At 57.8% G+C, this 21,571-nt stretch carries 18 protein-coding genes; 10 read left to right on the top strand and 8 right to left on the bottom strand.

Annotation, left to right across the window (positions count from 1 at the left end):
- Positions 1 to 28 precede the first annotated feature (28 nt).
- The 3 genes from AAAX34_RS00415 to AAAX34_RS00405 all read left to right on the top strand — a co-directional run bounded on the left by AAAX34_RS00415 (position 29) and on the right by AAAX34_RS00405 (position 5,516).
- Positions 29 to 1,000 carry a TlpA disulfide reductase family protein gene (locus AAAX34_RS00415; protein WP_349109632.1) on the top strand — a complete coding sequence of 324 codons (972 nt, stop codon included), beginning with the start codon at positions 29 to 31 and terminating at the stop codon, positions 998 to 1,000.
- Between the two features lie 254 nt (positions 1,001 to 1,254).
- Complete coding sequence (locus AAAX34_RS00410) at positions 1,255 to 4,509, top strand: ABC transporter ATP-binding protein/permease (RefSeq protein ID WP_349109631.1); 3,255 nt, start codon at positions 1,255 to 1,257, stop codon at positions 4,507 to 4,509.
- Between the two features lie 53 nt (positions 4,510 to 4,562).
- Positions 4,563 to 5,516 carry a tRNA-dihydrouridine synthase family protein gene (locus AAAX34_RS00405; protein WP_349109630.1) on the top strand — a complete coding sequence of 318 codons (954 nt, stop codon included), beginning with the start codon at positions 4,563 to 4,565 and terminating at the stop codon, positions 5,514 to 5,516.
- 151 nt (positions 5,517 to 5,667) lie between these two features.
- Here AAAX34_RS00405 and AAAX34_RS00400 read toward each other — a convergent pair whose 3' ends face one another.
- From AAAX34_RS00400 to AAAX34_RS00390, 3 genes are all read right to left on the bottom strand, one after another.
- Entirely contained in the window at positions 5,668 to 5,934 is a 267-nt protein-coding gene (locus AAAX34_RS00400; RefSeq protein ID WP_349109629.1) for a hypothetical protein, read from the bottom strand.
- A gap of 834 nt (positions 5,935 to 6,768) precedes the next feature.
- A complete protein-coding gene (locus AAAX34_RS00395; RefSeq protein WP_349109628.1) occupies positions 6,769 to 7,014 on the bottom strand; it encodes a glutaredoxin in 246 nt (81 codons plus the stop codon).
- A 51-nt stretch (positions 7,015 to 7,065) separates the two neighbouring features.
- Entirely contained in the window at positions 7,066 to 7,893 is an 828-nt protein-coding gene (locus tag AAAX34_RS00390) for a TipAS antibiotic-recognition domain-containing protein (protein WP_349109627.1), read from the bottom strand.
- 141 nt (positions 7,894 to 8,034) lie between these two features.
- Between AAAX34_RS00390 and AAAX34_RS00385 the strand changes: the two genes are divergently transcribed.
- From AAAX34_RS00385 to AAAX34_RS00370, 4 genes are all read left to right on the top strand, one after another.
- Positions 8,035 to 8,772 (top strand): TrmO family methyltransferase, encoded by a 738-nt coding sequence (locus tag AAAX34_RS00385; protein ID WP_349109626.1) that lies wholly within the window; start codon positions 8,035 to 8,037, stop codon positions 8,770 to 8,772.
- Positions 8,773 to 8,880: 108 nt separating this feature from the next.
- The gene (locus AAAX34_RS00380) at positions 8,881 to 10,095 is read left to right on the top strand and encodes an aminotransferase class I/II-fold pyridoxal phosphate-dependent enzyme (RefSeq protein WP_349109625.1); all 1,215 of its coding nucleotides are present in this window, start codon (positions 8,881 to 8,883) and stop codon (positions 10,093 to 10,095) included.
- 144 nt (positions 10,096 to 10,239) lie between these two features.
- Positions 10,240 to 11,109 (top strand): transporter substrate-binding domain-containing protein, encoded by an 870-nt coding sequence (locus tag AAAX34_RS00375; RefSeq protein ID WP_349109624.1) that lies wholly within the window; start codon positions 10,240 to 10,242, stop codon positions 11,107 to 11,109.
- Positions 11,106 to 13,298 carry a response regulator gene (locus AAAX34_RS00370; protein WP_349109623.1) on the top strand — a complete coding sequence of 731 codons (2,193 nt, stop codon included), beginning with the start codon at positions 11,106 to 11,108 and terminating at the stop codon, positions 13,296 to 13,298. The genes AAAX34_RS00375 and AAAX34_RS00370 overlap by 4 nt, the downstream gene beginning before the upstream one ends.
- A gap of 69 nt (positions 13,299 to 13,367) precedes the next feature.
- Here AAAX34_RS00370 and AAAX34_RS00365 read toward each other — a convergent pair whose 3' ends face one another.
- The gene (locus AAAX34_RS00365; protein WP_250786950.1) at positions 13,368 to 13,847 is read right to left on the bottom strand and encodes a pyridoxamine 5'-phosphate oxidase family protein; all 480 of its coding nucleotides are present in this window, start codon (positions 13,845 to 13,847) and stop codon (positions 13,368 to 13,370) included.
- A 42-nt stretch (positions 13,848 to 13,889) separates the two neighbouring features.
- Positions 13,890 to 16,694: a transporter substrate-binding domain-containing protein gene (locus AAAX34_RS00360; protein ID WP_349109622.1), complete on the bottom strand. Its 2,805-nt coding sequence runs from the start codon at positions 16,692 to 16,694 to the stop codon at positions 13,890 to 13,892.
- 197 nt (positions 16,695 to 16,891) lie between these two features.
- Here AAAX34_RS00360 and AAAX34_RS00355 point away from each other — a divergent pair, with 197 nt between their 5' ends.
- From AAAX34_RS00355 to AAAX34_RS00345, 3 genes are all read left to right on the top strand, one after another.
- Complete coding sequence (locus tag AAAX34_RS00355; RefSeq protein WP_225093282.1) at positions 16,892 to 17,317, top strand: potassium channel family protein; 426 nt, start codon at positions 16,892 to 16,894, stop codon at positions 17,315 to 17,317.
- A gap of 35 nt (positions 17,318 to 17,352) precedes the next feature.
- Complete coding sequence (locus AAAX34_RS00350; protein ID WP_349109621.1) at positions 17,353 to 17,886, top strand: TIGR00730 family Rossman fold protein; 534 nt, start codon at positions 17,353 to 17,355, stop codon at positions 17,884 to 17,886.
- A 125-nt stretch (positions 17,887 to 18,011) separates the two neighbouring features.
- Positions 18,012 to 19,316: a chloride channel protein gene (locus AAAX34_RS00345; RefSeq protein WP_349109620.1), complete on the top strand. Its 1,305-nt coding sequence runs from the start codon at positions 18,012 to 18,014 to the stop codon at positions 19,314 to 19,316.
- A gap of 90 nt (positions 19,317 to 19,406) precedes the next feature.
- On the opposite strand, the gene AAAX34_RS00340 is transcribed toward AAAX34_RS00345, so the two are convergent.
- From AAAX34_RS00340 to AAAX34_RS00330, 3 genes are read right to left on the bottom strand one after another with little or no spacing between them, the layout of a single operon-like run.
- Complete coding sequence (locus AAAX34_RS00340) at positions 19,407 to 20,105, bottom strand: ABC-2 transporter permease (protein ID WP_349075837.1); 699 nt, start codon at positions 20,103 to 20,105, stop codon at positions 19,407 to 19,409.
- The gene (locus AAAX34_RS00335; protein ID WP_349109619.1) at positions 20,102 to 20,983 is read right to left on the bottom strand and encodes an ABC transporter ATP-binding protein; all 882 of its coding nucleotides are present in this window, start codon (positions 20,981 to 20,983) and stop codon (positions 20,102 to 20,104) included. The genes AAAX34_RS00340 and AAAX34_RS00335 overlap by 4 nt, the downstream gene beginning before the upstream one ends.
- 23 nt (positions 20,984 to 21,006) lie before the next feature.
- Positions 21,007 to 21,387: a GntR family transcriptional regulator gene (locus AAAX34_RS00330; protein ID WP_349109618.1), complete on the bottom strand. Its 381-nt coding sequence runs from the start codon at positions 21,385 to 21,387 to the stop codon at positions 21,007 to 21,009.
- Positions 21,388 to 21,571: the final 184 nt, after the last annotated feature.

Below are 21,571 nucleotides of genomic sequence, written 5' to 3'. Positions count from 1 at the left end.
CAAGCTTCGACAAAACGGAGGAATGACCATGAAGCTTTCTAAGATTGCGGCCCTGTTTATGGTGCCGGTATTGGCCTTGTGCCTTGTGGCATGTTCGGCGCCCGGTGGCAATGCGAGCGAATCTGCGAGCTCCGATCCCAAGATCGCAGAACTCACTGCGCAGAAGCCGACCAATGCCGACGAGGCCGCCGAGCTGTATGCGAAGCTCATGAAAAAGGAGAACGATATCCTTTCGAGTGATAACGCACTGTGGGAAAAGGTATTCAATGCGGCAAATAAAGACTCGGCAATGATTGAGGACGGCAGCAATTACGGCGATTTCCTGCTCAAGACCATCGACGGCGCCAAGGATGAGTTCACGGCGGATGAGCTTAAGACGCTCAAGGCTGGTGCGCAGCAGATCAAGGAGATCGAGGACAAGCTCGAGAGCTTGGAGAAGGAGTTCCCCGGCTGTGGAAGCACGCCGAGCGCAGGCGAGAGCGTCGACGCTTCGGCCGCTGGCATGACGGCTGGTGCCAATGCTTCGAGCGAGGCGACGAAGTTCCCCAGCTTTACGGGCAAGGATCTGGATGGCAACGACGTGAGCAGCGACGAGCTGTTCGCTAAGAACAAGGTCACCGTCATGAACTTTTGGTTTACCACTTGCAAGCCGTGCGTGGGTGAGTTGGGCGATCTTGAGAAACTGAATCAGGAGCTTGCCGAGAAGGGCGGCCAGGTCGTGGGCGTCAATTCCTTTACGCTCGATGGCAACAAGGGCGAGATTGCAGATGCCAAGGACGTGTTGAGCAAGAAGGGCGTGACATATAAGAACATCTGGTTCAAGTCGGATAGCGAGGCCGGTAAGTTTACGTCAAATTTGTTCTCGTTCCCGACGACGTATGTCATCGATCAGAATGGCAACATCGTAGGGGATCCAATCGTGGGAGCCATCAGCTCCGCCGAGCAGCGCGCAGCACTCAACAAACTTATCGACCAGGCGATTGCGAATAGCGAGCAGTAGAAAACGCGTAAAGCATAGCGAGGATCGTGTGTCGCTGTGCGAAGTAGTTCGCTCCCTTTCAAGATAAACTCCACCATATAGAGGTCCCGCTCGGGACCTCTTCTTTTAGGCACCGTCCCGTTCGTTTTTTGGCGCGGTTCGTTACATTCCTCACTGGCGCCGGCAAAAAATGGGGATAGAGTAGGACAAACGCGTCGAATACGAACGGCGGGGGAGAGCGGGCGAATGTGCCTGCGCAGGAGAGGTTGCCGTCCATGCTGGAGCTCAAAGGTATTTGCAAAAGGTACGTTACGCAGTCGTTTACGCAGGTGGCGCTCGACAGCGTGAGCCTGTCTTTTCGCGATAACGAGTTCGTGGCCATTCTGGGACCTTCGGGGTCGGGCAAAACTACGATGCTCAACGTTATCGGTGGGCTCGATCATTTCGATTCTGGCGACCTGCTGATCGACGGTATTTCGACCAAAGACTTTCACGATCGCGATTGGGATGCCTACCGCAACAACCGCATCGGCTTTGTGTTCCAAAGCTATAACCTCATTCCGCATCAGACCATTTTGGAAAACGTGGAGCTGGCGCTCACGCTCACGGGCGTGGGGCATGCCGAGCGCCGCCAGCGTGCGCGCGAGGCGTTGGAGAAAGTCGGCTTGGGCGAGCACGTTAACAAGCGCCCGAGCCAGCTTTCGGGCGGGCAGATGCAGCGCGTGGCCATCGCCCGCGCCCTGATTAATGATCCCGAGATTGTGCTGGCAGACGAGCCGACCGGCGCTTTGGATTCAACGACATCCGTACAGGTCATGGACCTGCTCAAGGACGTGGCGCGCGACCGCCTAGTCATCATGGTCACGCACAATCCCGAGCTGGCGTACCAATATGCCACGCGCATCGTCAATCTGGCGGACGGCAAGATCACCGACGATTCCGATCCCTTCGATGCTGCCAAGGTCGCGCGTCGCGAGGCAAAGCCTACGCGCAAAACCTCGATGAGCTTTGTGACGGCGTTGGGGCTTTCTGCCCGAAACCTCATGACCAAGAAGGGCCGCACGGCCATGACGGCCTTTGCGGGCTCGATTGGCATTATCGGTATCGCGGCGATTCTGGCGCTGTCCAACGGCGTAAACGGCTACATCAAAAAGGTCGAGGAGGATACGCTCTCGAGCTACCCGCTCACCATCTCCAAGCAGGATTACGACCTGTCGTCCATGATGGGCGGACAGGGGGCTGCGGATGATGACTCGCCTGAAAACGTGGATTCATCCGACGACAGTGCCGGCGGCAAGGCTAAAGGAACCGATAAGATTCCTGTGGTCACGGCCGTAAAGGATATGTTTGCGAGCGTTAAGTCCAACGACATGACGAGCTTTAAGGCATGGCTCGATGCCGGTGGCGACGGCATCGATAAAGAGGTCAACGCCATTCAGTACGGCTACGGTGTATCGCCGGTTGTCTATCGTGCCGGCAAGGGCGATGAGAAGCCTGTCCGGCTGGTGCCCAACGCCATGACCGAGGCCATGAGCGGAGGCGCGAGCTCGGCGGCAACGGTGAGCATGGAATCCATGGGAACCTCGGTCTTTAACGAGATGATCGACGACCAGAGCCTGCTCGACAGTCAGTACGATGTCGTCGCCGGTCATTGGCCCACGTCCGCCAACGAAGCCGTAATGGTGCTCTCGAGTCGTGGCACGGTGGGTGACTACACGCTCTACAGCATCGGCGCGCTGGATATCAATGAGCTCAACGATCTGGTAAACAGCGCTATGACGGCTGACGGTGGGGTCGAAACGCCTGAGACCGGTACCGACTTTACCTACGACGATGCGCTGTCTACTACGTTTAAGGTGCTGTCGCCGGCCGATGCGTATCGCAAAAACGAAGAGACCGGCATGTGGACTGACATGTCTGGCGACGCCGACTTTATGGCCGCCAAGGTTGCCGATGGCATCGACGTGCACATTGTGGGCGTGGTGCGACCTAACGAGACGGCCAATGCGAGTGCGTTGTCTCCGGGCATTGCCTATACGCATGCGCTGACTCGCCAGCTTATGGAGCGCGCTGCCGATTCGCAGATTGTGCAGGAGCAACTCGCCCACCCCGAGACGGATGTCTTTACGGGCAAGTCTTTCGATGAGCTGCAAGGCGAGGCCAAGCAAGGCGTTGATCTGGGCAGCATGTTCAGTGTGGACGAAGCGGCGCTCAAGAGTGCGTTTTCGTTCGATACATCTGCGCTTTCGGGTGCGGCCGGCGGTATCGACCTTTCTGGTATTGACTTGTCCGGGCTGGACATTGACCTTTCGGACGTTGGAAAGGACGTCGACTTCAGCGACATCATGGCCAAAGCACCGGCCCCAGATTTCTCGGGCATCTTTGACGGTCTGGAACTCACGCCCGAGCAAATGCGGCAGGTGGGAACGCTTGCCAACCAACTGTTCGAGGGCTTTTTGCAGTCTGATCAGTTTAAGGCGCTGTCGCCCGAAGATCTTAAGGACGCGTCAAAGCTCTCTGCCGCATTCTCGACGTATCTTGAGCATGATACCGCAGCCCAGCAATGCCTAGCTCAGCTGAAGGCCCTCGGCGGCGATGCCCTGGCCGAGCGCCTGCGGCAGGCGATGACCGACTATGTGCAAAAGCAGCTGGCTCCGTATCTGCAGCAGGCTATGGATCAGATGATGAAGTCGATCAGCGACCAGATTGCGGCGACGGTGTCAGCTCAGCTCAAGGCAGGCACGGCTGGGCTTATGGACCAGATGGCGACGCAGATGTCTTCGAGTTTTGCCAACCTAGCGAGCGCTATGCGTGTGGATGCGAGCGCCTTTGCCCGCGCCATCCATTTCAACATGGACGCCGAGGACCTGAGTTCGCTCATGATGAGCTATGCCAAGGCTTCGAAGCTCACCTACGACAACAATCTGACCACGTTGGGTTATGCGGACGAGGCGGATCCCATCTCGGTCAAGATTTTCCCGCGTGACTTTGAGGCCAAGGAGCGCGTACTCGATCACATCGATGCGTACAACAAACAGGTCAAAGCCGCTGGCCACGATGAGCGGGCGATCTCGTACACCGACTACATGGGCATCATCATGGGTTCGGTGACCGACATTGTGAACACCATCAGCTTGGTGCTCATCGCATTCGTGAGTATCAGCCTGGTGGTGAGCTCCATCATGATCGGCATCATCACCTACATCAGCGTGCTGGAACGCAAAAAGGAGATTGGCATCCTGCGTGCGATCGGCGCGTCGAAGCGTAACGTGGCCAACGTATTCAATGCCGAGACCTTTATCGAGGGCCTCATTGCCGGCGTCTTTGCCATTGTCGTCGTGGTGGCCGTGAGCTTCCCGGTTAATACCTGGGCGCTTGCTGCCAAACAAGTACCCAACCTGATGAGCCTACCCGTGCAGGATGCGCTGGTGCTCATCGCGATTTCGGTGCTGCTGACGGTTGTTGCCGGCCTGCTGCCGGCCCGCAGCGCATCCAAAAAAGACCCCGTGGAAGCCCTGCGCTCCGAATAATGTGACAAAGGGACGGTTCCTTTGTCACGTTCGTTGATATGAGAGAAGAGTAGATGATCCTTTCGTTGGCCCCCATGGAGGGGATTACCGGGCATGTGTTCCGTCACGTGCATGCGGAGTGCTTCGGTGCGCTCGATTGCTATTACACGCCGTTTTTGCCGCCGCCGCGGGTGGGAAATCGCTTTGGCGGCAAGGCGTTTAAGGAGATCGATCCTGCCAATAACCAGGGGCTCAACGTGGTGCCTCAGCTGATGTCCAAGAACGCGGACGAGTTTGTGTGGGCGGCGCAGGTGCTCGCCGACATGGGCTATCGCGAGGTCAATCTCAACTTGGGTTGCCCCTCGGGGACGGTTGTTGCCAAGGGCAAAGGATCGGGCTTTTTGCGCAACTTGGACGAGCTTGAGGTGTTCTTGAGTGACGTGTGTGAGCGCTCTCCGCTGCCGGTATCGGTCAAAACCAGGTTGGGGTTGGAGAGCGACGACGAATACGAGCGCGTACTCGATCTATATTGCCGCATGCCGCTGGCAGAGCTGATCGTGCATCCGCGCGTGCAGAAGGACCGTTATGCGGGCTCGCCGCGCAAAGAGTTTTATGGCGAGACGCTGGAACGTGCGCCGTTTCCGGTGGCATACAACGGCGATATTTTTGATCTCGAGGACATGGATGCGCTGGTGGAGGCCTATCCCGGCACGCGCCATGTGATGCTGGGGCGCGGCCTGCTCGCGAACCCCGCTCTGGCCCGTATGGTCAACGGCGGCCCTGCTGCCACGACAGCCGAGCTGCAGCGTTTCCATGACACGCTGTTTGCTGCCTATGCAGAAGAGATTGGCGGCAATGCAGTCTTTCGCATGAAGGAGTGGTGGTTCTACGCCAAGTGCGCTTTCGCCGACCCCACTACCGTCCACAAGATCGTACGCAAGACCAAAAAGGTCGACGAATACCGCGCTGCCGTCGAGCGCGTCTTTCGTGAACAGCCGCTTGCACCCACAGCTCGCTTCCACGGCTAACTAGTCATCGGGGGCGTTCTTTAACGACTGGTCATTTAAGGACGTCCCCAACGACTATGTAGCAAAAAGCTGTACACCAGCATCCAAAGATGTCGAAAAATGTCGACTTTGGATGCTGGTGTACATGTTTGGGTCCGACGGGGGAGCGGGCCTAGGCAATCAGTGCATCAAGTGTAATGAGCTCTCTGAGCCGCTCCGTGCATGTTTGCCCATGGCGTTTGGCTTTTTCGTCAAACGCCTCAAGAATCGATTCGCCCACACGTGCTGATATAACGACGCTCGGCTCATCGGAGATTGGTGGCCTTCCCAACTTGATGGTGCGACCTTTCGGCCACTCATCTTTTTCGTAGGCTTCCGCGGCTTTCTTCAACTCTCCGGGAGCAAACCCCATCATCTTTTCGAGCTGCTTAGCATCCATGGCGCCTCCTATCGATCGACATAATGTCGAGCGCCGGTTCTCGGATTCTCTTTTTGTATACAATTTTGTAGACAAAAATACAAGCAGTTCATCGGGCTAATTAGCTTGTTTTGACCCGCCTGTTCGATAGGAAATGAGCATTGACGGCTTCGATACTCCTTTGCTTTTCAGCTTGGAATTTGGATGCTCATTGAACTTCCGGAGGGGAGCCCTTTATTAAGCTATCGAGATTCTGGGCAGGAGCTCTCACTGGTCTTCGGTAATGGGGCCAGCTTAATTCGCGACACAGTGTGTCGCGAATGGGAGTAGTCGTTAGGTGTCCTTCAATGGCTACTCATATAAGAACGTCCAAGTGTCGGATTTTGTCATTTAGTGTCGTTCTTAGCGACTATTCTGGAGGGTCGTGGTCAAAAAAGGGCAAATATGAGTACTGTTGCCATTATGGTTGCATTTATTTTGCTATAAATTGTAGCTCCTGATGAGATTTGTTTCCATTAAGAGCTACTTTTATTGAACATATGAGGAGAAATAACGTCGCCTGCGGACGAGTGGAACGTTGAATAGTTCCTGAAGTGATCAAAATCGCTGCTACTAAACAGGTAGCAGTACTCATATTTGCCCTTTTTTGACCACAGCCCTCTCGGAAACCTTTCCAGAGGCGTCAAACAGCCATAATCCAAAGGTCGCCTCAAACAATTAGCCGGCTAAGAGCGTCCATGGCTACCCAAAAGTTGTACGTCAGCATCCAAAGATGTCGAAAAATGTTGACTTTGGATGCTGGTGTACATGTTTGGGCCGTATGGGGTGGGGCCTTGGACGGACGGGATGCGCGTACTAGAGCAGGTTCTCCTGTACCCACGCGATGATGTCGCTCGACTCGTAGAGTGGCTTGCCGTCGATGAACAGGCAGGGAACCTGGCGTTTTCCGCCGACGGAGATAAGCGTTTGCTCGGCATCGGAATCGGTCGAGATATTGCGTTCAGGAATGGTCACGCCGTTATCGGCCAAAAAGCGCTTGACCTTTATGCAGTACGGGCAGCCGGTCATAACGAATAGCGTGAGCTCATGATTAGTAGCCATAGGTCTCCAATCGGTTGCGGTTTTGATTGAAATACCCAAAGCCGCCGCGGTCTATGCGCGGGTCAGTGACGACTCGATGGCCTGGACCAGAAACGCCGTGGCTCCGGTGCCGCAGGGCTTGTCGTAGTAGTCAACAAAGCGCTGGTCGGCAAGATAGCCGTGGGCGAGGCCCAGATATGCTTCGTTCTGGGGTTCGCGTCCCCAGTTGAGACCAATCCAACGACGATGCATCGCGACAAGCTTGCGAGCCTCGCTTCCGTCCGCATCGCCATCGCTCATGGCGATCGAGAGCTGGCCCAGAACAGCGCGTTCAAGTTCCTTCATGTCGTTCCATGTCTCTGGGTCCATGTCCAGCAGCGCTTCGTTTGCCGCATCGATAGCCTCATCGCCATAGCGCGCCCGGGCTTCGGCGCCGTAGCGCTCCTCGTTTTCCTGCACGGTGCGCCAGCGCTCCAGTTGCGGCAGGACGGCGCCCATGAGCGAGACGGCTTCGTCGAGCGACATGCCGGTGTTTTGCGCCAGCCGCGGGGCACAGTCCTCAATCATCGCCTCCATCGTGGTGTCGTAGGTGTACTTGCCGTGGTCGTAGCACCACTTGCAGTAATGGTCGGTCGTGGCGCCTGTGGCATCGGTGCCGCAGTCGTCGGGCGTGAGTATCATGCCGCAGCTCTGGCAATAATGCTCGGGCATTTCGAGCAGGTGAAACAGGGGCTCGCCGGTTACGGCGGCGATGAGCTTCATCATGTCGATACCCGGGGTGACCTCGTCGCGCTCCCAACGGCTGACGGCTTGGCGTGTGACGAAGAGCTTGGCGGCGAGCTGCTCCTGGGTAAGGTGATGGGCGCGACGGATGGCAATGAGCTTTTCTGCAAAGGCCATAGCGGCTCCTTTCTGCTGGTTGATGGCTTAAGCATACGCGGCGGCAGACGCCCTTCCAAGCAACCGTTGGTTGCACGACGGGCGACCGCGGCGAAGAATTGCGCGCAACGCCCCATGCCTCCATGCCGTACAATGACCGGCATGGAACCTATTGCACACATACATGCCGACCTGCCGCAGAAGTTCGGCATTCCGCGCAACAGCTTTTTGGCGCCCCATCTGCAGGGGCGCATCGTCTTTGAGCCGGAATTTGCCTCCAATGCAGCGGTTGAGGGTTTGGACTCCTTCTCTCACCTGTGGTTGCTGTGGCGCTTCGAAAACGGAACGCCCGGCGGCACGGCTAAGGACATAGCTGCCGATGCCAAGTCGCAGGACAGGTCCGGCACTAATGCCAAGTGGTCGAAAACCGTGCGTCCGCCGCGTCTGGGTGGAGCCGAGCGCGTGGGCGTGTTTGCCACGCGCAGTCCGTTTCGCCCGAATCCCATCGGGCTCACCTGCGTCAAGCTCGATTGTGTCGAGTTCACCGACGATGGCCCCATCATCCATGTGCTGGGGGCCGATCTACGCGACGGCACGCCCATCTACGACATTAAGCCCTACATTCCGTTTGCGGACTGCCACCCGGATGCAACGGGCGGCTGGATTGAGGACGCCCCGTGGCAAGAGCTCGACGTCGAGTTCCCGCAAGCGCTTCAAGACACAGTCCCAAGCGCAAAGCTCCCCGGCCTGGTCGAGGTCCTGCGCCAAGACCCGCGCCGCGCGGGCAGCAAGCACGAGCCAAACCGTGTCTATCATCTGGCCTACGCCGGGCTCGACATATCGTTTACGGTCGACGAAACCCAGCTAACCGTAGTCGCCGTCAACGACGCGCGGGACTAACCATCCGTCCGTATCCGTCAAAAACAACGCCAAACCCCATGCCAAAACCGCCCACGCTGGTGGACAATAACGCCTATCGAAACAGTCTACTTTGCACGGGAGCTCAGCATGAAATACGACTTTAGCTCGCTAATCGACCGCCACGGCATGGACTCCATCGCCGTTGACTCTTGGGGTGAGATCCCCGGTATGGCTCCGAACGCACCCGACGAGGGCTTCGACCGCATTCCCATGTGGGTGGCCGACATGAATTTTGCCACGGTGCCCACGGTTCAGGAGTACATCATCAAGCGCGCTCAGCACCCCATGTTTGGCTACTTCAATCCGCGTCCCGAGTACTTCGACCGCATCATCGAATGGCAGAGCCGCCGCAATGGCGTCGAGGGCCTGCGCCCTGAACATATCGGCTACGAAAACGGCGTGCTGGGCGGTGTCGTGTCGACGCTGCGTGCGTATGTTCAGCCGGGCGATGCGGTGCTGGTCCACAGCCCTACCTACATCGGCTTTACCAAGTCCATTGAGGCCGCGGGCTATCACATTGTCCACAGCCCGCTTAAGCTCGACGATCAGGGCGTGCGGCGTATGGACTTTGAGGACATGGAGCACAAACTCGCCCAAAACCACATCCATGCTGCGGTGTTCTGCTCGCCGCACAATCCCTGCGGCCGTGTATGGGAGCGCGACGAGATCGAGCGCGCCATGGACATCTATCGCCAGCACGATTGCGTGGTGATCTCGGACGAGATTTGGTCCGATATCATCCTGCCGGGGCACAAGCACATCCCGACGCAGTCGGTGAGCGAGGATGCCCGCATGCGCACGGTTGCCCTCTACGCGCCCAGCAAGACGTTCAACCTGGCGGGTCTGGTCGGCAGCTACCACATTGTCTACAACGGGACGCTACGTGACCGCGTGTGCGCCGTGTCCAACAAGACCCACTACAACGAGATGAACGTCCTCTCCATGCATGCGCTTATCGGTGCCTACCAGCCGCAGGGCTACGAGTGGGTGGACGAGCTCAACCAGGTGCTTGCCGACAATATCGAGTACTTCTGCGATTACGTGGACGAGCATTTTGAGGGTGTGTCCTATTCACGTCCGCAGGGCACGTACATGGTGTTTCTGGACTGCACCGAGTGGTGCCGAGAGCATGGCCGCGATATTCAGTGGTTGCTCGACGAGGGGGCGCGCGTGGGCGTGGGGTATCAGGACGGCCGCCCGTTTCACGGACCCTGCCACATTCGTGTGAATCTGGCGCTGCCGCTTTCGCGCGTAAGGGAAGCGTGCGACCGCCTGGACCGCTACGTTTTTAATGCACGGTAAGTGCGCGCTGCATGCGGGGCCTTCTGCCAAGTCGGCTAAAAGGCCCCGCATGGTAAAACGTCTGCAACCATTGGGCACTCGTGTGGTTTTGTTTGCTATTATTTTTTACCATTTCAGTCAGTAAACAGGATCTTCTGGAGCTCGATGAAAAGACCTCGCCGCTCGGTTGCCATATCGTTGTTTGTCGCGCTTGCGGTAGCGTGCGCCTTTCTCGTAGCGATAGCTGGCTGTTCCGGGTCGAATGGCAGGGCCTCGACGTCTGCATTAGAAGGCCTGGACGCCTCGCAGGCCAAAGACGACAACCTTAAGACGCTCAACGTCGGCAGCGACCTCTATCCACCGTTTGTGTATACCGACGAGTACGGCGATATCGTTGGCCTGGATGTCGAGATATTGACCGAGGCTTTGGCCCGCATTGGTTACAAGCCAAAGTACCAGCTGATCGATTGGGAAAAGAAGAACGAGCTACTGGCGAGCGGCGAGCTCGATTGCGTCATGGGCAGCTTTAGTATGACGGGTCGCGAAAACGAGTATCGTTGGGCCGGCCCGTACCTTGCGAGCCGCCAGGTGGTCGCGGTCGATCCCCAGAGCGATATCTACACGCTTGCCGATCTTGAGGATAAGGTCGTGGCGGTCCAGTCCACCACCAAGCCCGAGGACATTTTGCTCAATCATACAAATGAAAACGTTCCGCAGATCAAAGAGCTCTACTGCTTTTCGGACCGCTCATACCTGAACCCGGCGCTCGTCGAAGGTCTGGTCGACGCCATCGCCGCGCATGAGTCCTCGCTGCTCACCTACGAAAAAGACTATGGTGTGACGTATCGCATTTTGGATGAGCCGCTGCTAGAGGTTGGTTTGGGCACCGCTTTCGATATCAATGATACGCGCGGCATCGACGTTAAACTCACCCGTGCCTACCAAGAAATGCTTGCCGATGGCACCATGGAACGTCTGGTGTCAAAGTACTTTGATGACCCTTCGCCATTTTTGAATATGGAGGGCCTGTCATGATCGATGCGCTCGACCACGCCGTAGAGGAGCGGGGCAATCGTTCGACAGGGGCATGGCTCCTTGTCGCCCTGCTGGGGATAGCGCTCTCGGTTGCTGCCGGCATGATGAGCTACGGCTACACGGCAGCTCAGGCCGAGCAGCGCTTTGCCGACGTTGTCGATTACGTGGCGACGCAGAGCCTTTCCTACGATGCATTCAATAGCGCCTATACGACCAAAAACCTGATTCGCGTTATGGAGATCGCCGGAGAGACAGCGCGCGATATGGAGCGCGACGGTTCGGTGGATAACGCCATGCTGGAGCAATATGCCGACCAGTTCAACGTGAGCGCACTGATCGTGACGGACGCATCGGGCAATTTGGTGTCCGAGTCCTCGACGGATGGCGTGGGCTATGAGTCACTCGCTACGTATCTCAAGGAAGCACCCGTGCTGGAGGTGGCAGCCCATCCGCTTAAGTCCTATACCGCCCGCATTACGCTTTCGGATGATTCGGTTGCAGACATTGGTTGCGTGACCCGGCAAGATGGCGAGGGCATCGTTATCGCGGTCAGGCATCAGAGCGCGAAGGCAGTTGCAAGCAATACGCTCAAACTGCAGAGCTTGCTCGGTGGTTATGAGACCATCGACAGTGGCAATATCGTAATCGAAAGCGATGGCAAAGTCGTTGCGACCAATGCCGTTGAACCCACCATATTGGGCGTATTCAATCTGCCTGCAACGGATGTCTTTATTGTCGACGGTATTAAGGATCGATGCCTGCCCGGCAAAGTCCGACTGGTCAACGCCAGCGGCGAGTGGTATTTGGGCACATTTGGAAAAGCGCGCGGGTTCTACGTGTACACCTATGCCTCGGCGCGGCGCTACTTTGAGGTCGTCGCGGCTGTTGCTGCCGGCGTGCTGGTGCTCTACAGCGGTGTTATAGCCGTTGTTGTGATGGTGCGTCGCCGCGCTGATCGTCGACGTTTGACGGACTTGCTGCAGCAGGAGCGCGACTATGGCGACAAGCTGGCAAAGGCAGCGCGTGAGGCCTCGTCTGCCAACTCGGCAAAGACGGAGTTTTTGCGTCGCATGAGCCACGATCTGCGCACGCCCATCAACGGCATTCGCGGCATGGTCGAGGTCGGCGATGCCAATGCGGACGATCTGCAAAAGCAGACCGAGTGCCGCTCAAAGATCTGGACGGCATCGGGACTGCTGCTCGACCTTGCCAACGAGGCCCTGGATATGAGTCGCCTGGAGAGCGGGCAGATCGATCTGGAGCTTGTTCCCACAAACTTGGCGACCCTCAACCACGAGGTGCGCGATATTCTGGAGCGCCAGGCCGAGGAGCGTCTGGTGACAATTATCTGCGACCAGCAGACGCTTAATCATCCCTATGCGCGGGTGAGCGTGACGCACCTCAAGCGTTTGTTGCTCAATATTGCCGGCAATGCCGTCAAGTACAACCGCCAGGGCGGCTATGTTCGCCTGGTGTGCCGCGAGGTGGAGCCAGCGGATGGCATCCCCGTCTATGAATACACGATCGCCGACAACGGTATTGGCATGAGCGAGGAGTTCCAACAGCGCCTCTACGAGCCGTTTTGCCGTGAGGGGCAACAGGTGGAAGGCGCTTCATCGGGAACTGGCCTGGGCGCGCCTATCGCAAAACAGTTGGTCGAGCTTATGGGCGGAACCATGAGTTTTACGAGCGTCTTGGGGCAGGGGACGACGTTTACCATCCGCCTGCCGTTCGAGAAATGCAAGCGCTCCGAGATTCCTCAGGCTGTGCGCGTGGACGCGGGAGACGGCGATGCACTCCAGGGCTTGCGCGTTTTGCTCGTAGAGGATAACGATCTGAATGCCGAGATCGCGCAGTTTACGCTCAGCCGTGCCGGTGCCGTCGTGACGCATGCTAAGGATGGTGAGTCTGCCGTCGAGATGTTTGCCGCGAGCGTGCCGCACGAGTACGACGTGGTGTTGATGGACATCATGATGCCGGGTATCGATGGCCTTGAGGCCACACGTCAGATTCGAGCACTCGATCGCGAGGATGCCGCGACCACGCCGATTATCGCCGTGAGCGCCAACGCCTTTGCCGACGACCGCAGGCTTTCGCGTGAGGCGGGCATGAACGCGCACCTGAGTAAACCCGTGAGCTCGCAGGAGCTCATTGAGGCGCTTGCGCACATAGCCGCCGACGCTCTATAAGCATATGGCCCGGTTCCAAGGTGGGTTGGAACCGGGCCATATTGTTATTGATGAGGCCTGCTGAGGGGCTTACTTTTCCTGAATCTGCTTGCCGCAGAGATGCTCAATCGTAATCTCGTAGAGCTGGACGCCCTTAATGTCCTTGGCGATTTCCTCTTCGACTTCCTCGGCGGAAGGGTAGTACTTAAGGGCGAGCTGGCGGACTTTGTCTTCGATAAACGCGGGAGTGTCGTTCGCCAGGCGACAGCGGCCAAAGACCACGGTACTCATAACGTAGGGAGCCCAGTCACCGTCCTTGTGCCACTCGTTGCCGTAAACGGTAAAGCAGACCTTGTCATCGCGCTTGAGTGCGTCGACCTTGTGGCCGGCTTTGGCGCCATGGAAATAAATCTTGTCGTGCTCGGCGTCAAAGAAGTAGTTGACGGGAATGGCGTACGGGTAGCCATCGTCGCCGTTGACGGCAAAGACGCCGCGCTTGCAGGTAGCGAGCAGTTCGCGCGCTTCCTCGTCAGTGATGGCGCGTTTCTTTCGACGTAAGGGCCTAAACATCGTTGGCTTCCTTTCTGGTCGTGCGTGGTGGTTGAGCACAAACTATAGCGAAACGGATCCGTTTTTCTTGATGCGGGCGAGTATGTTTTTGAGCTTGTTAAAGTCGAGCGGTTTGGACAGATGGGCGTTCATGCCGGCGTCGTGTGCCGCCTTGGCGTCCTCGGCAAAGGCATTGGCAGTGAGCGCGATGATGGGGATATCGGCTGCATCGACCTTCTCGCTCAGGCGAATCGCGCGGGTTGCCTCGTAACCGTCCATGTCCGGCATCATAATGTCCATCAGGATCGCATCGAAGCTGCCGGCGGGATGAGACAGGTACAGATCGACGACTTCGTTGCCGTTGACGGCGCGGGTGACCACGACGCCCTCGGATTCTAGCAGCGTCTGGGCAATCTCGGCATTCAATTCGTTGTCTTCGGCGAGCAGCACGTTCATGTCGGCGAGCGAGCAGTCGAGCGCCCTCTCGACCGTATTCGCCCGCGCCCGGGGGTTCTTGTCGATATCGAGCGGAATTTCCACGTAGAACGTGGTGCCCACATGGAGTTCGCTGCTGACTTCGATGGTGCCGCCCATCAGTTCAATAAGCGACTTGACGATTGGCATGCCCATGCCGGTTCCTTGGAACTTGCTGCGCGCATCGTCACCTTCTTGGGCAAACGGCTCATAGATATGCTTTAAAAACTCGGGAGCCATGCCAATGCCGGTATCCGAAACGCTAAAGCAAAAGAGCGCGCGCCCGTTATCGAGTGGCTTGGTCTTTGAACTAAAGGTGACGGAGCCGCCGTGCTTGTTGTACTTAATGCTGTTGTCTAACAGGTTGATCATGATCTGTCGGATATGGGTGGGACTGCCGATCATGTATGGCCCCGTGGCGTACGGCAGACTATTGTCCTGCATTGTGATGCCGTTACTGGACGCGCGGAGCTTGCACAGCACCAGCGTATCGTCACAAAGCTCTTTGAGGTTAAAAGGCGCATGTTCCAGTGTTAGCTTGCGGTCTTCGATTTTTCCCATCTCGAGGATGTCGTTGATCAGCGAGAGCAGGTGATTGGCGGCAACGCGCGCCTTGGCACGGCTCTCGCGGGCGACTTGCATATCGCCTTCCTTCAATTCTTCAATTTCGATAAGGCCCAGGATACCGTTGAGCGGCGTACGGATGTCGTGGCTCATGCGCGTGAGGAATGCCGTCTTAGCGGCGTTGGCAGCATCGGCTTTTTTGCGCTCGGTTCGAGCGCGCACGAGCGCCCAGATGAGCAGGACGATGCCGACCGACAACATACCGATGAGGGTAGCTGCAATGGCGGTGCGGTTGCGATAAAGGAATTGAAGCGTGTTGGATTCCTGGGCCGTGTACGACGTGGAGGAGTAATTACTTGCGGAGAGCGATTCTCCGGCATTGATGATGCCCTTGTTGATGATTCCCAGCAGTTCGGGCTTGCCGCGCGACATCAAGCACGCGAGGTCACAGGTGTCAGGGAGCTCGACCGTCTCGCAGTCCTCGAGATCATAACGGTCACCGATGGTTTTTACGCGTGAACTGGGAGCGACGATGCAGCGCGCCGTTCCCTTCCTGAGGGCGTCGAACGCTTCATCGTCGGATTGGTATTCGGTTACGGTCGCTGTGGGGAATAGACTTTCAAGTGCATTTTTGTTGACAAACGATGATTTGGTACAGGCGATGTTCTGAAGGTCTTTTTTCAGGTTACTGCCGGTGTGGATGGCGGTGAGGGACATGGTCCCCAACGATACCGACTGCATAACGCCTGATTGCTCGGCAAACCAGTAATCTCGGTATGCCGGCAGCGCAACGTCTATGCTTCCCTCTGACAGGGCCTTTGACATCATCTTGTAGCTATCAAAGGCGACGGTTTTGACCGTAATGCCAAATTTATCGTGTAGCGTCGTCGCAAGCGATGCGAGCGAGCCTTCCATTTTGCCGTCTTCGTCTTCGTTGCAGTAGGGGAGTTTGCCCGTAATGTAGCCGAGCGTGATGGTGTTGTTGTTTGCTTTGAGCCAGGAACATTCGGGGCTGTTGAGCGATGATGAACCGCTGTTTTGGTCCGAGTAGTGAGATTTGACTTCGTCGTTATAGCGTGGGTTGACGCGGGCGATTGCTGTCATGGCGGCATTGATGTCGTCCATCAGGTCGGGGCGGCTTTTGGGGACGGCAAAATAGTAGTCGCTCGACCCAATGTAGAACATGGGGGAGGCACTGGGCGACGAGGTCGTGTCGTTCATGATGACGGCATCGACCTCGCCGTTTGCCAGCGCATCAAAGAGAACGGAGTTTCCGTCATACTCCTTGTATGTGCAGGCGATTCCTTCGTTGGCGAGCCATTGCTGGCCAACGAAGGTTTGCATAACGCCGGGGTTGCAGCCGATGGTAAGGCCTTGGAGCGCTCGGGGGTCACCCTTGGCCAGATCGTCGCGCTCGGGCCTGGCATAGATGTAGTAGCGCTCGGTGCCCTCGGGGTTCGATGAGAAGAGCAGTTTTTGGGCGCGTTCTTCGGAGTAGGAGATGTTTGGCATGAGGTCAATCTCGCCGGCTTCGAGCTTCTCCATAAGCTCGGTGAAGGTGCCGGAGACGTATTCGTACTGCCAGCCGGGTGTGTAGTACGAGAGGGTCTGGAGGTACTCGTAGCCCCATCCCGAGAGACGCTCGCCGGGGGTGCCGTCCTGGAAGCCCTCGTTGTTGACGAGCCAACCAACGCGGACCGTTTTGACCTGCTGATCGGTATTGGCGGCATAGGCGGGGGCGGGCATGATGGTGCTCAGTATGGCGAGTGCGGCAAGCGCGACGGCCAGGGTGCGATATATAACTGAACGAAGGACAGCGGAAGCTCTCACATGCAATCCTAACGAATCGAGACATTACCGCATAAGGATACCAGCTCAGCCTGCCCAGTCGGCAGCTGCACCGCTAAACGGTCCCGCCCGGCAGTTGGGGACAGTCCCTTTCTGCCGGCACAAAAGGAACGTCCCTAACTGCCGGTTGTGGGACAATACCGAGCGAACGTGATTGGTTGTCCGTGGAAAGGGTCGCGATGAACAGGTTGAGGACGCTTGCCGATGTGCTGCGACAGGCTGGCTTTGCACGCATCACGGGCCTGTTTCTTATCTTTTACCTGCTGTGCTCGACGGCTGTCTGGCTGTCCGAGCCTACGACCCTCACCTTTGGTGATGGTCTCTGGTTTAGCTTTGAGACGGTCTCGACGATCGGCTTTGGCGATATCCCGGCAGAAACGCCGGTTGCCCGCGGCATTACCGTCATCCTAAGCGTCATCAGTATCTTCTATATCGCCATGCTTACGGGCGTGGCGGTGAACTACTGCAATACGCTTATCAAGCTGCGCCAAAAGGACACCATGGCGCGCTTTATGGACGATCTTGAGCATTTGGAAGAGCTCGATCGTGACGAGCTCGCCGATCTGTCGCGCCGCGTGCGCGAATATCGTCGCCGCCAACGCTAGAACGGGCGCCGCGCGTCACGATGAGGGGGACTGAAATGAATATCACCGTGTATCTGGGTGCCAGCGTCGGTAATGACCCGGCGTTTTTACCTGCGGTACAGGAGCTGGGCAACTGGATTGGCACCAACGGCCACGCGCTGGTATACGGCGGGTCCAAATCGGGCCTGATGGGCGCGCTCGCCGATAGCGTGCTCGATGCTGGCGGACATGTGACGGGCGTGGAGCCGAGCTTTTTTATCGAGGCCGAGTTTCAGCATGACGGTATCGACGACCTTATCGTGACGAGCGATATGGCCGAGCGCAAGGCCAAGATGATTGAGCTCGGCGATGCGTTCATCGCCTTTCCCGGTGGGACGGGCACGCTCGAGGAGATTGCCGAGGTCATGTCCGCCGTGTCGTTGGGGTATCTCGATGCGCCGTGCATTTTGTACAACCTGAACGGTTACTACAACGACCTCAAGGCGCTGCTCGGGCACATGATTGATAAGGGGCTTTCGAGCCTGAAGCGCCAGCACGGCATCTACTTTGCCGACGATTTGCGCGAGATTGCCTCGATTATCAACGGATAAGCCTTGAGCCTGCCCCACTATGGCTCCCAATGGTGCCGTTTGCGGCGCAGACGGTTGGCTTGTCTGGGCCACACTCGCTCTATAATAAAACGTATCTATGTCGACTTTGACCGCGGGAGGACCCGATGGATAACCTTGCCAAACCCACAAACCGCGCGCTGTTTTTAGTTAGCGTTGCCGTGACCGGTGCGTTCGCAGGTGCCGCAGTCTGGCTGTTCTTCTTTGCGATGGAGCACGGCATCGACTATCTATGGACCGAGATTCCACACGCGCTGGGCGTCGCTTCGCCCGAGCTTGCCAGCGGCCCGTTTGGCTTTCTGCCATACCCGTTTTTCGTCTGCCTGCTGGGCGGCCTGCTGATCGGTCTGTACGAAAAGACGACGGGCACCAAGACCGATGACCTCAACCAGGTGATGGCCAAGGTAAAGCAAGACGGTCGCTACCCGTACGACAATCTGGGCAAGCTGTCGATTGCGGCGCTGCTGCCGTTGCTGTTTGGCGGAAGTATTGGACCGGAAGCCGGTCTGACCGGCGTCATCGCGGGCCTGTGCAGCTGGGTCGGCGACCGCATGCGCCGCTTTGGTGCCGAGTTTAGGGAGCTTACGCTGCTGGGCACCCAGGCTGCTCTGACGGCGCTCTTTACCGCGCCCGTGTTTGGCTTTGTGGCGCCGCTTGCCGGAAGTACTGACGGCCAGGGCGAAGACGCCGACGATGAGTCCGCGTCCGACGAGATCACGATCAAGCTGCCCAAGGCGCAAAAGACGGTGGTCTACGGCATTGCGATTGCCGGTGGTCTGGGCACCTACCTGCTGCTCGGCCAGCTCATGGGCGGCGGCATGGGCATGCCGAGGTTCGAGGCTGCCGTGGTGGGCAACCTGGAACTTGTCTGGCTCATCCCTCTGTCGCTGATCGGAACAATCTGCGGATGGCTGTACTTTGTCTCTGAACATGCGAGCGAGGCACTGTCTCATGCAATAGGGGAGCGTCCTGTCGTCAAGGCCATGCTAGCCGGTCTGGCGCTCGCCATCTGCGGCACGGTCCTGCCCTACACCATGTTTGCCGGCGAGACCCAGGCCGACGTGCTCATGGAAACCTACCTGACCATTCCCGCTGGCGTGCTTATCGCGACCGGTCTTGTTAAGGCCATGCTGACGCCCACCCTCATCAACCTTGGTTGGCGCGGCGGCCACTTCTTCCCGGTTATCTTCTCGGGTGTGAGCCTGGGCTACGGCCTTGCCATCCTCACCGGCGCCGATCCGGTCTTTTGCGTCGCTGTCTGCACGGCATCGACGATGGGTGCGGTCATGCGCCAGCCGGTCATGGTCGTGGGCCTGCTGCTCATGTGCTTCCCACTCAAGGGTATCGTCTGCATGATCATCGCGGCTGTCATCGCCGCCGGTATCCCGCTACCCAAGCCGCTGTGCAAGTAGTACGGTGGCGCACGCCAGGGACATGCCGTTTGCCACGGATTTGCGGGGAGAGGCGGCGATCGCGCCCTTCGTGGATTGAGACTCGCGTGGCTACAGATCGCGTGCTCGATAGACCTTGGTGCTGACGGTGCAGCTGATTGCACATAGCGCGAGGGCCAGCACGGCAATTCCTGCGCACAGACAGCCCAGAACGGCAGGATCGGGATTCGCTCCGGCAATCGACATGAGCCAGTTGCTAATGGGGTTGGAAGAGCTCAGCATTGCCATGGTACCGCAGCCCATCAGGGCAAACAGGCCGACGGAAAGGCGCAGCGCCTCCATGTGTCCAAATCGAAAGAACAGCGGCTGTGCTAAAAACACCATCATGAGGGAGATGAGCATCGATGCGGCGGAGGCTATTGTGATCTCAAAGACGGTCTGTCCCGTCGAGGGAATGCCCGTGTGATCGAAGAACGGAAGGGCGATGATGTTCAAAAGCACGGCGGCGCATGCCATGACGGCCGAGAAAGCAATAATGCACAGGTAGCGTGCGCAGATGATGTCTTTGCGCGAGAACGGCAGCGTTGCCCGATAGCGCTCCCAACCGTTTTGGTTATCGTAGCCAGCCAGTGAGTTCATGATTATGATGGGTGACATGGCGCTGACCGCGCAGGCGCCGGCGCTCATACCGGAATCGCCGTCCGATGCGTTGGCAAGGGTTAGCACGACGAAGATGAATAGGCCGACGCCCGCAATGCTCGGGATGAGCGTGCGAGCGATGGCGAGCTCGGACATAAAGGCGCGTTTCATTTTGAAGCCCCTTTCAGCGTGAGGCGAAGATAGTCGTCAATGGTTACCCGATCGCAGGGAATCTCGGGAAAGGCCTCGAGCGTTTCGCGACGGTTGGGCACGAGCACGTCCACGCTGTAGGCGTGGCGGGCGGCATGGGCACCTTCGACGCAAGCCATAAGCTCGGCGGCCTGCGCTTGGGTGCAGTGGGCGATGCCGGCTCGGTCGGTAATGTCCTCGCGCGGCAGGTCAAACACAATCGAGCCGTTATCGATGCAGATGACGCGGTCGGCGGCGCGATCGAGGTCGGACGTAATGTGGCTCGAGAGCAGCACGCTGTGCTGGCCGTCGGCGACAAAAGCAAGCAGCTCATCGAGCAGTTCCTCGCGCGCCATGGGATCGAGGCCCGCGGTGGCTTCGTCCAAAAGGAGTAGCTTGGCATTATGGCTGAGTGCACAGGCAAGCTGCAGTTTCATGCCCATGCCGCGGGAGAGGTCCTTGACCTTTGTCTTGGGATCGAGGCCAAATCGGTCGATGAATCCGGCGAACGTTTTGCGGTCCCACGTGGGGTACGCCTGGCCTACGAGTGCCTCGATCTGGCCCACCTTGAGCGTTGAAGGGAAGGGGCATGTGTCCAGGACGAGACCGACGCGGGAGCGCAGGCAGCGCTGTGTCTCATCGGGCGCGTCGGCGCCACAGCGCTGCCCGAACAGGCGCACCTCGCCGGCATCGAGCTTGATAAGCCCGAGCGCGGCGCGAATGGTCGTTGTCTTGCCGGCACCGTTAGCGCCCATAAAGCCAACAATCTGGCCGGGCTCCACGGCGAACGTGACATCACGCAGCGAAAAACGGTCGCTCACGCGGCGTGAGACACCTTTGAGTTCTAACAAGTTTTGCATGGTATAGCCTTTCTTGCAGATGGCTACTGCATGGTTTCGGGGGCTACCAGGTCGAGCATCTCGTGCAGTTTGTCGCGCGTGACGCCCAGGGTTTCGGCTTGGCTCGCCGCTTTCGCAAGCAGCTCTTCGATATGGCAGAGCTGGTTTTCGCGCAAAAGCTCCTGGTTGCCCTCGGCGACAAAACAGCCCTTGCCCTGCACGGTGTAGATAAACCCGAGTTGCTCCAGGTCGGCGTAGGCGCGCTTGGTGGTGATGACGCTCACGCCAAGATCGCTCGCGAGTGCACGGATGCTGGGGACTTTGGCTCCCGCAGCGAGCGTGCCCGATAAGATCTGAGCTTTGACTTGCGAGGTTATCTGCTCGTAGATGGGCTTGTCGCTCGAATTGGATAGGATGATGTCCACAGCGGCTCCTTAGCTGTTGGGCTACACGTGTATATAACCGGTAAGCACAGTATATATACACTATGCACAGTTATGCAAGAGGTAAATACGGATTGGGCCGGCTACCCAGGCCCCAACTGATGAATTTGTCCTGATAGGCGCTCTAGAGCGGGATTTCGCGGCTACAATAGGGCGGTTACATCGA

The sequence above is a fragment of the Collinsella sp. CLA-ER-H4 genome, from assembly GCF_040092395.1.
GTDB lineage: Bacteria > Actinomycetota > Coriobacteriia > Coriobacteriales > Coriobacteriaceae > Collinsella.
The sequence above is the reverse complement of the archived record's forward strand: the minus strand, read 5'-3'. Positions and strand labels throughout refer to the sequence as shown.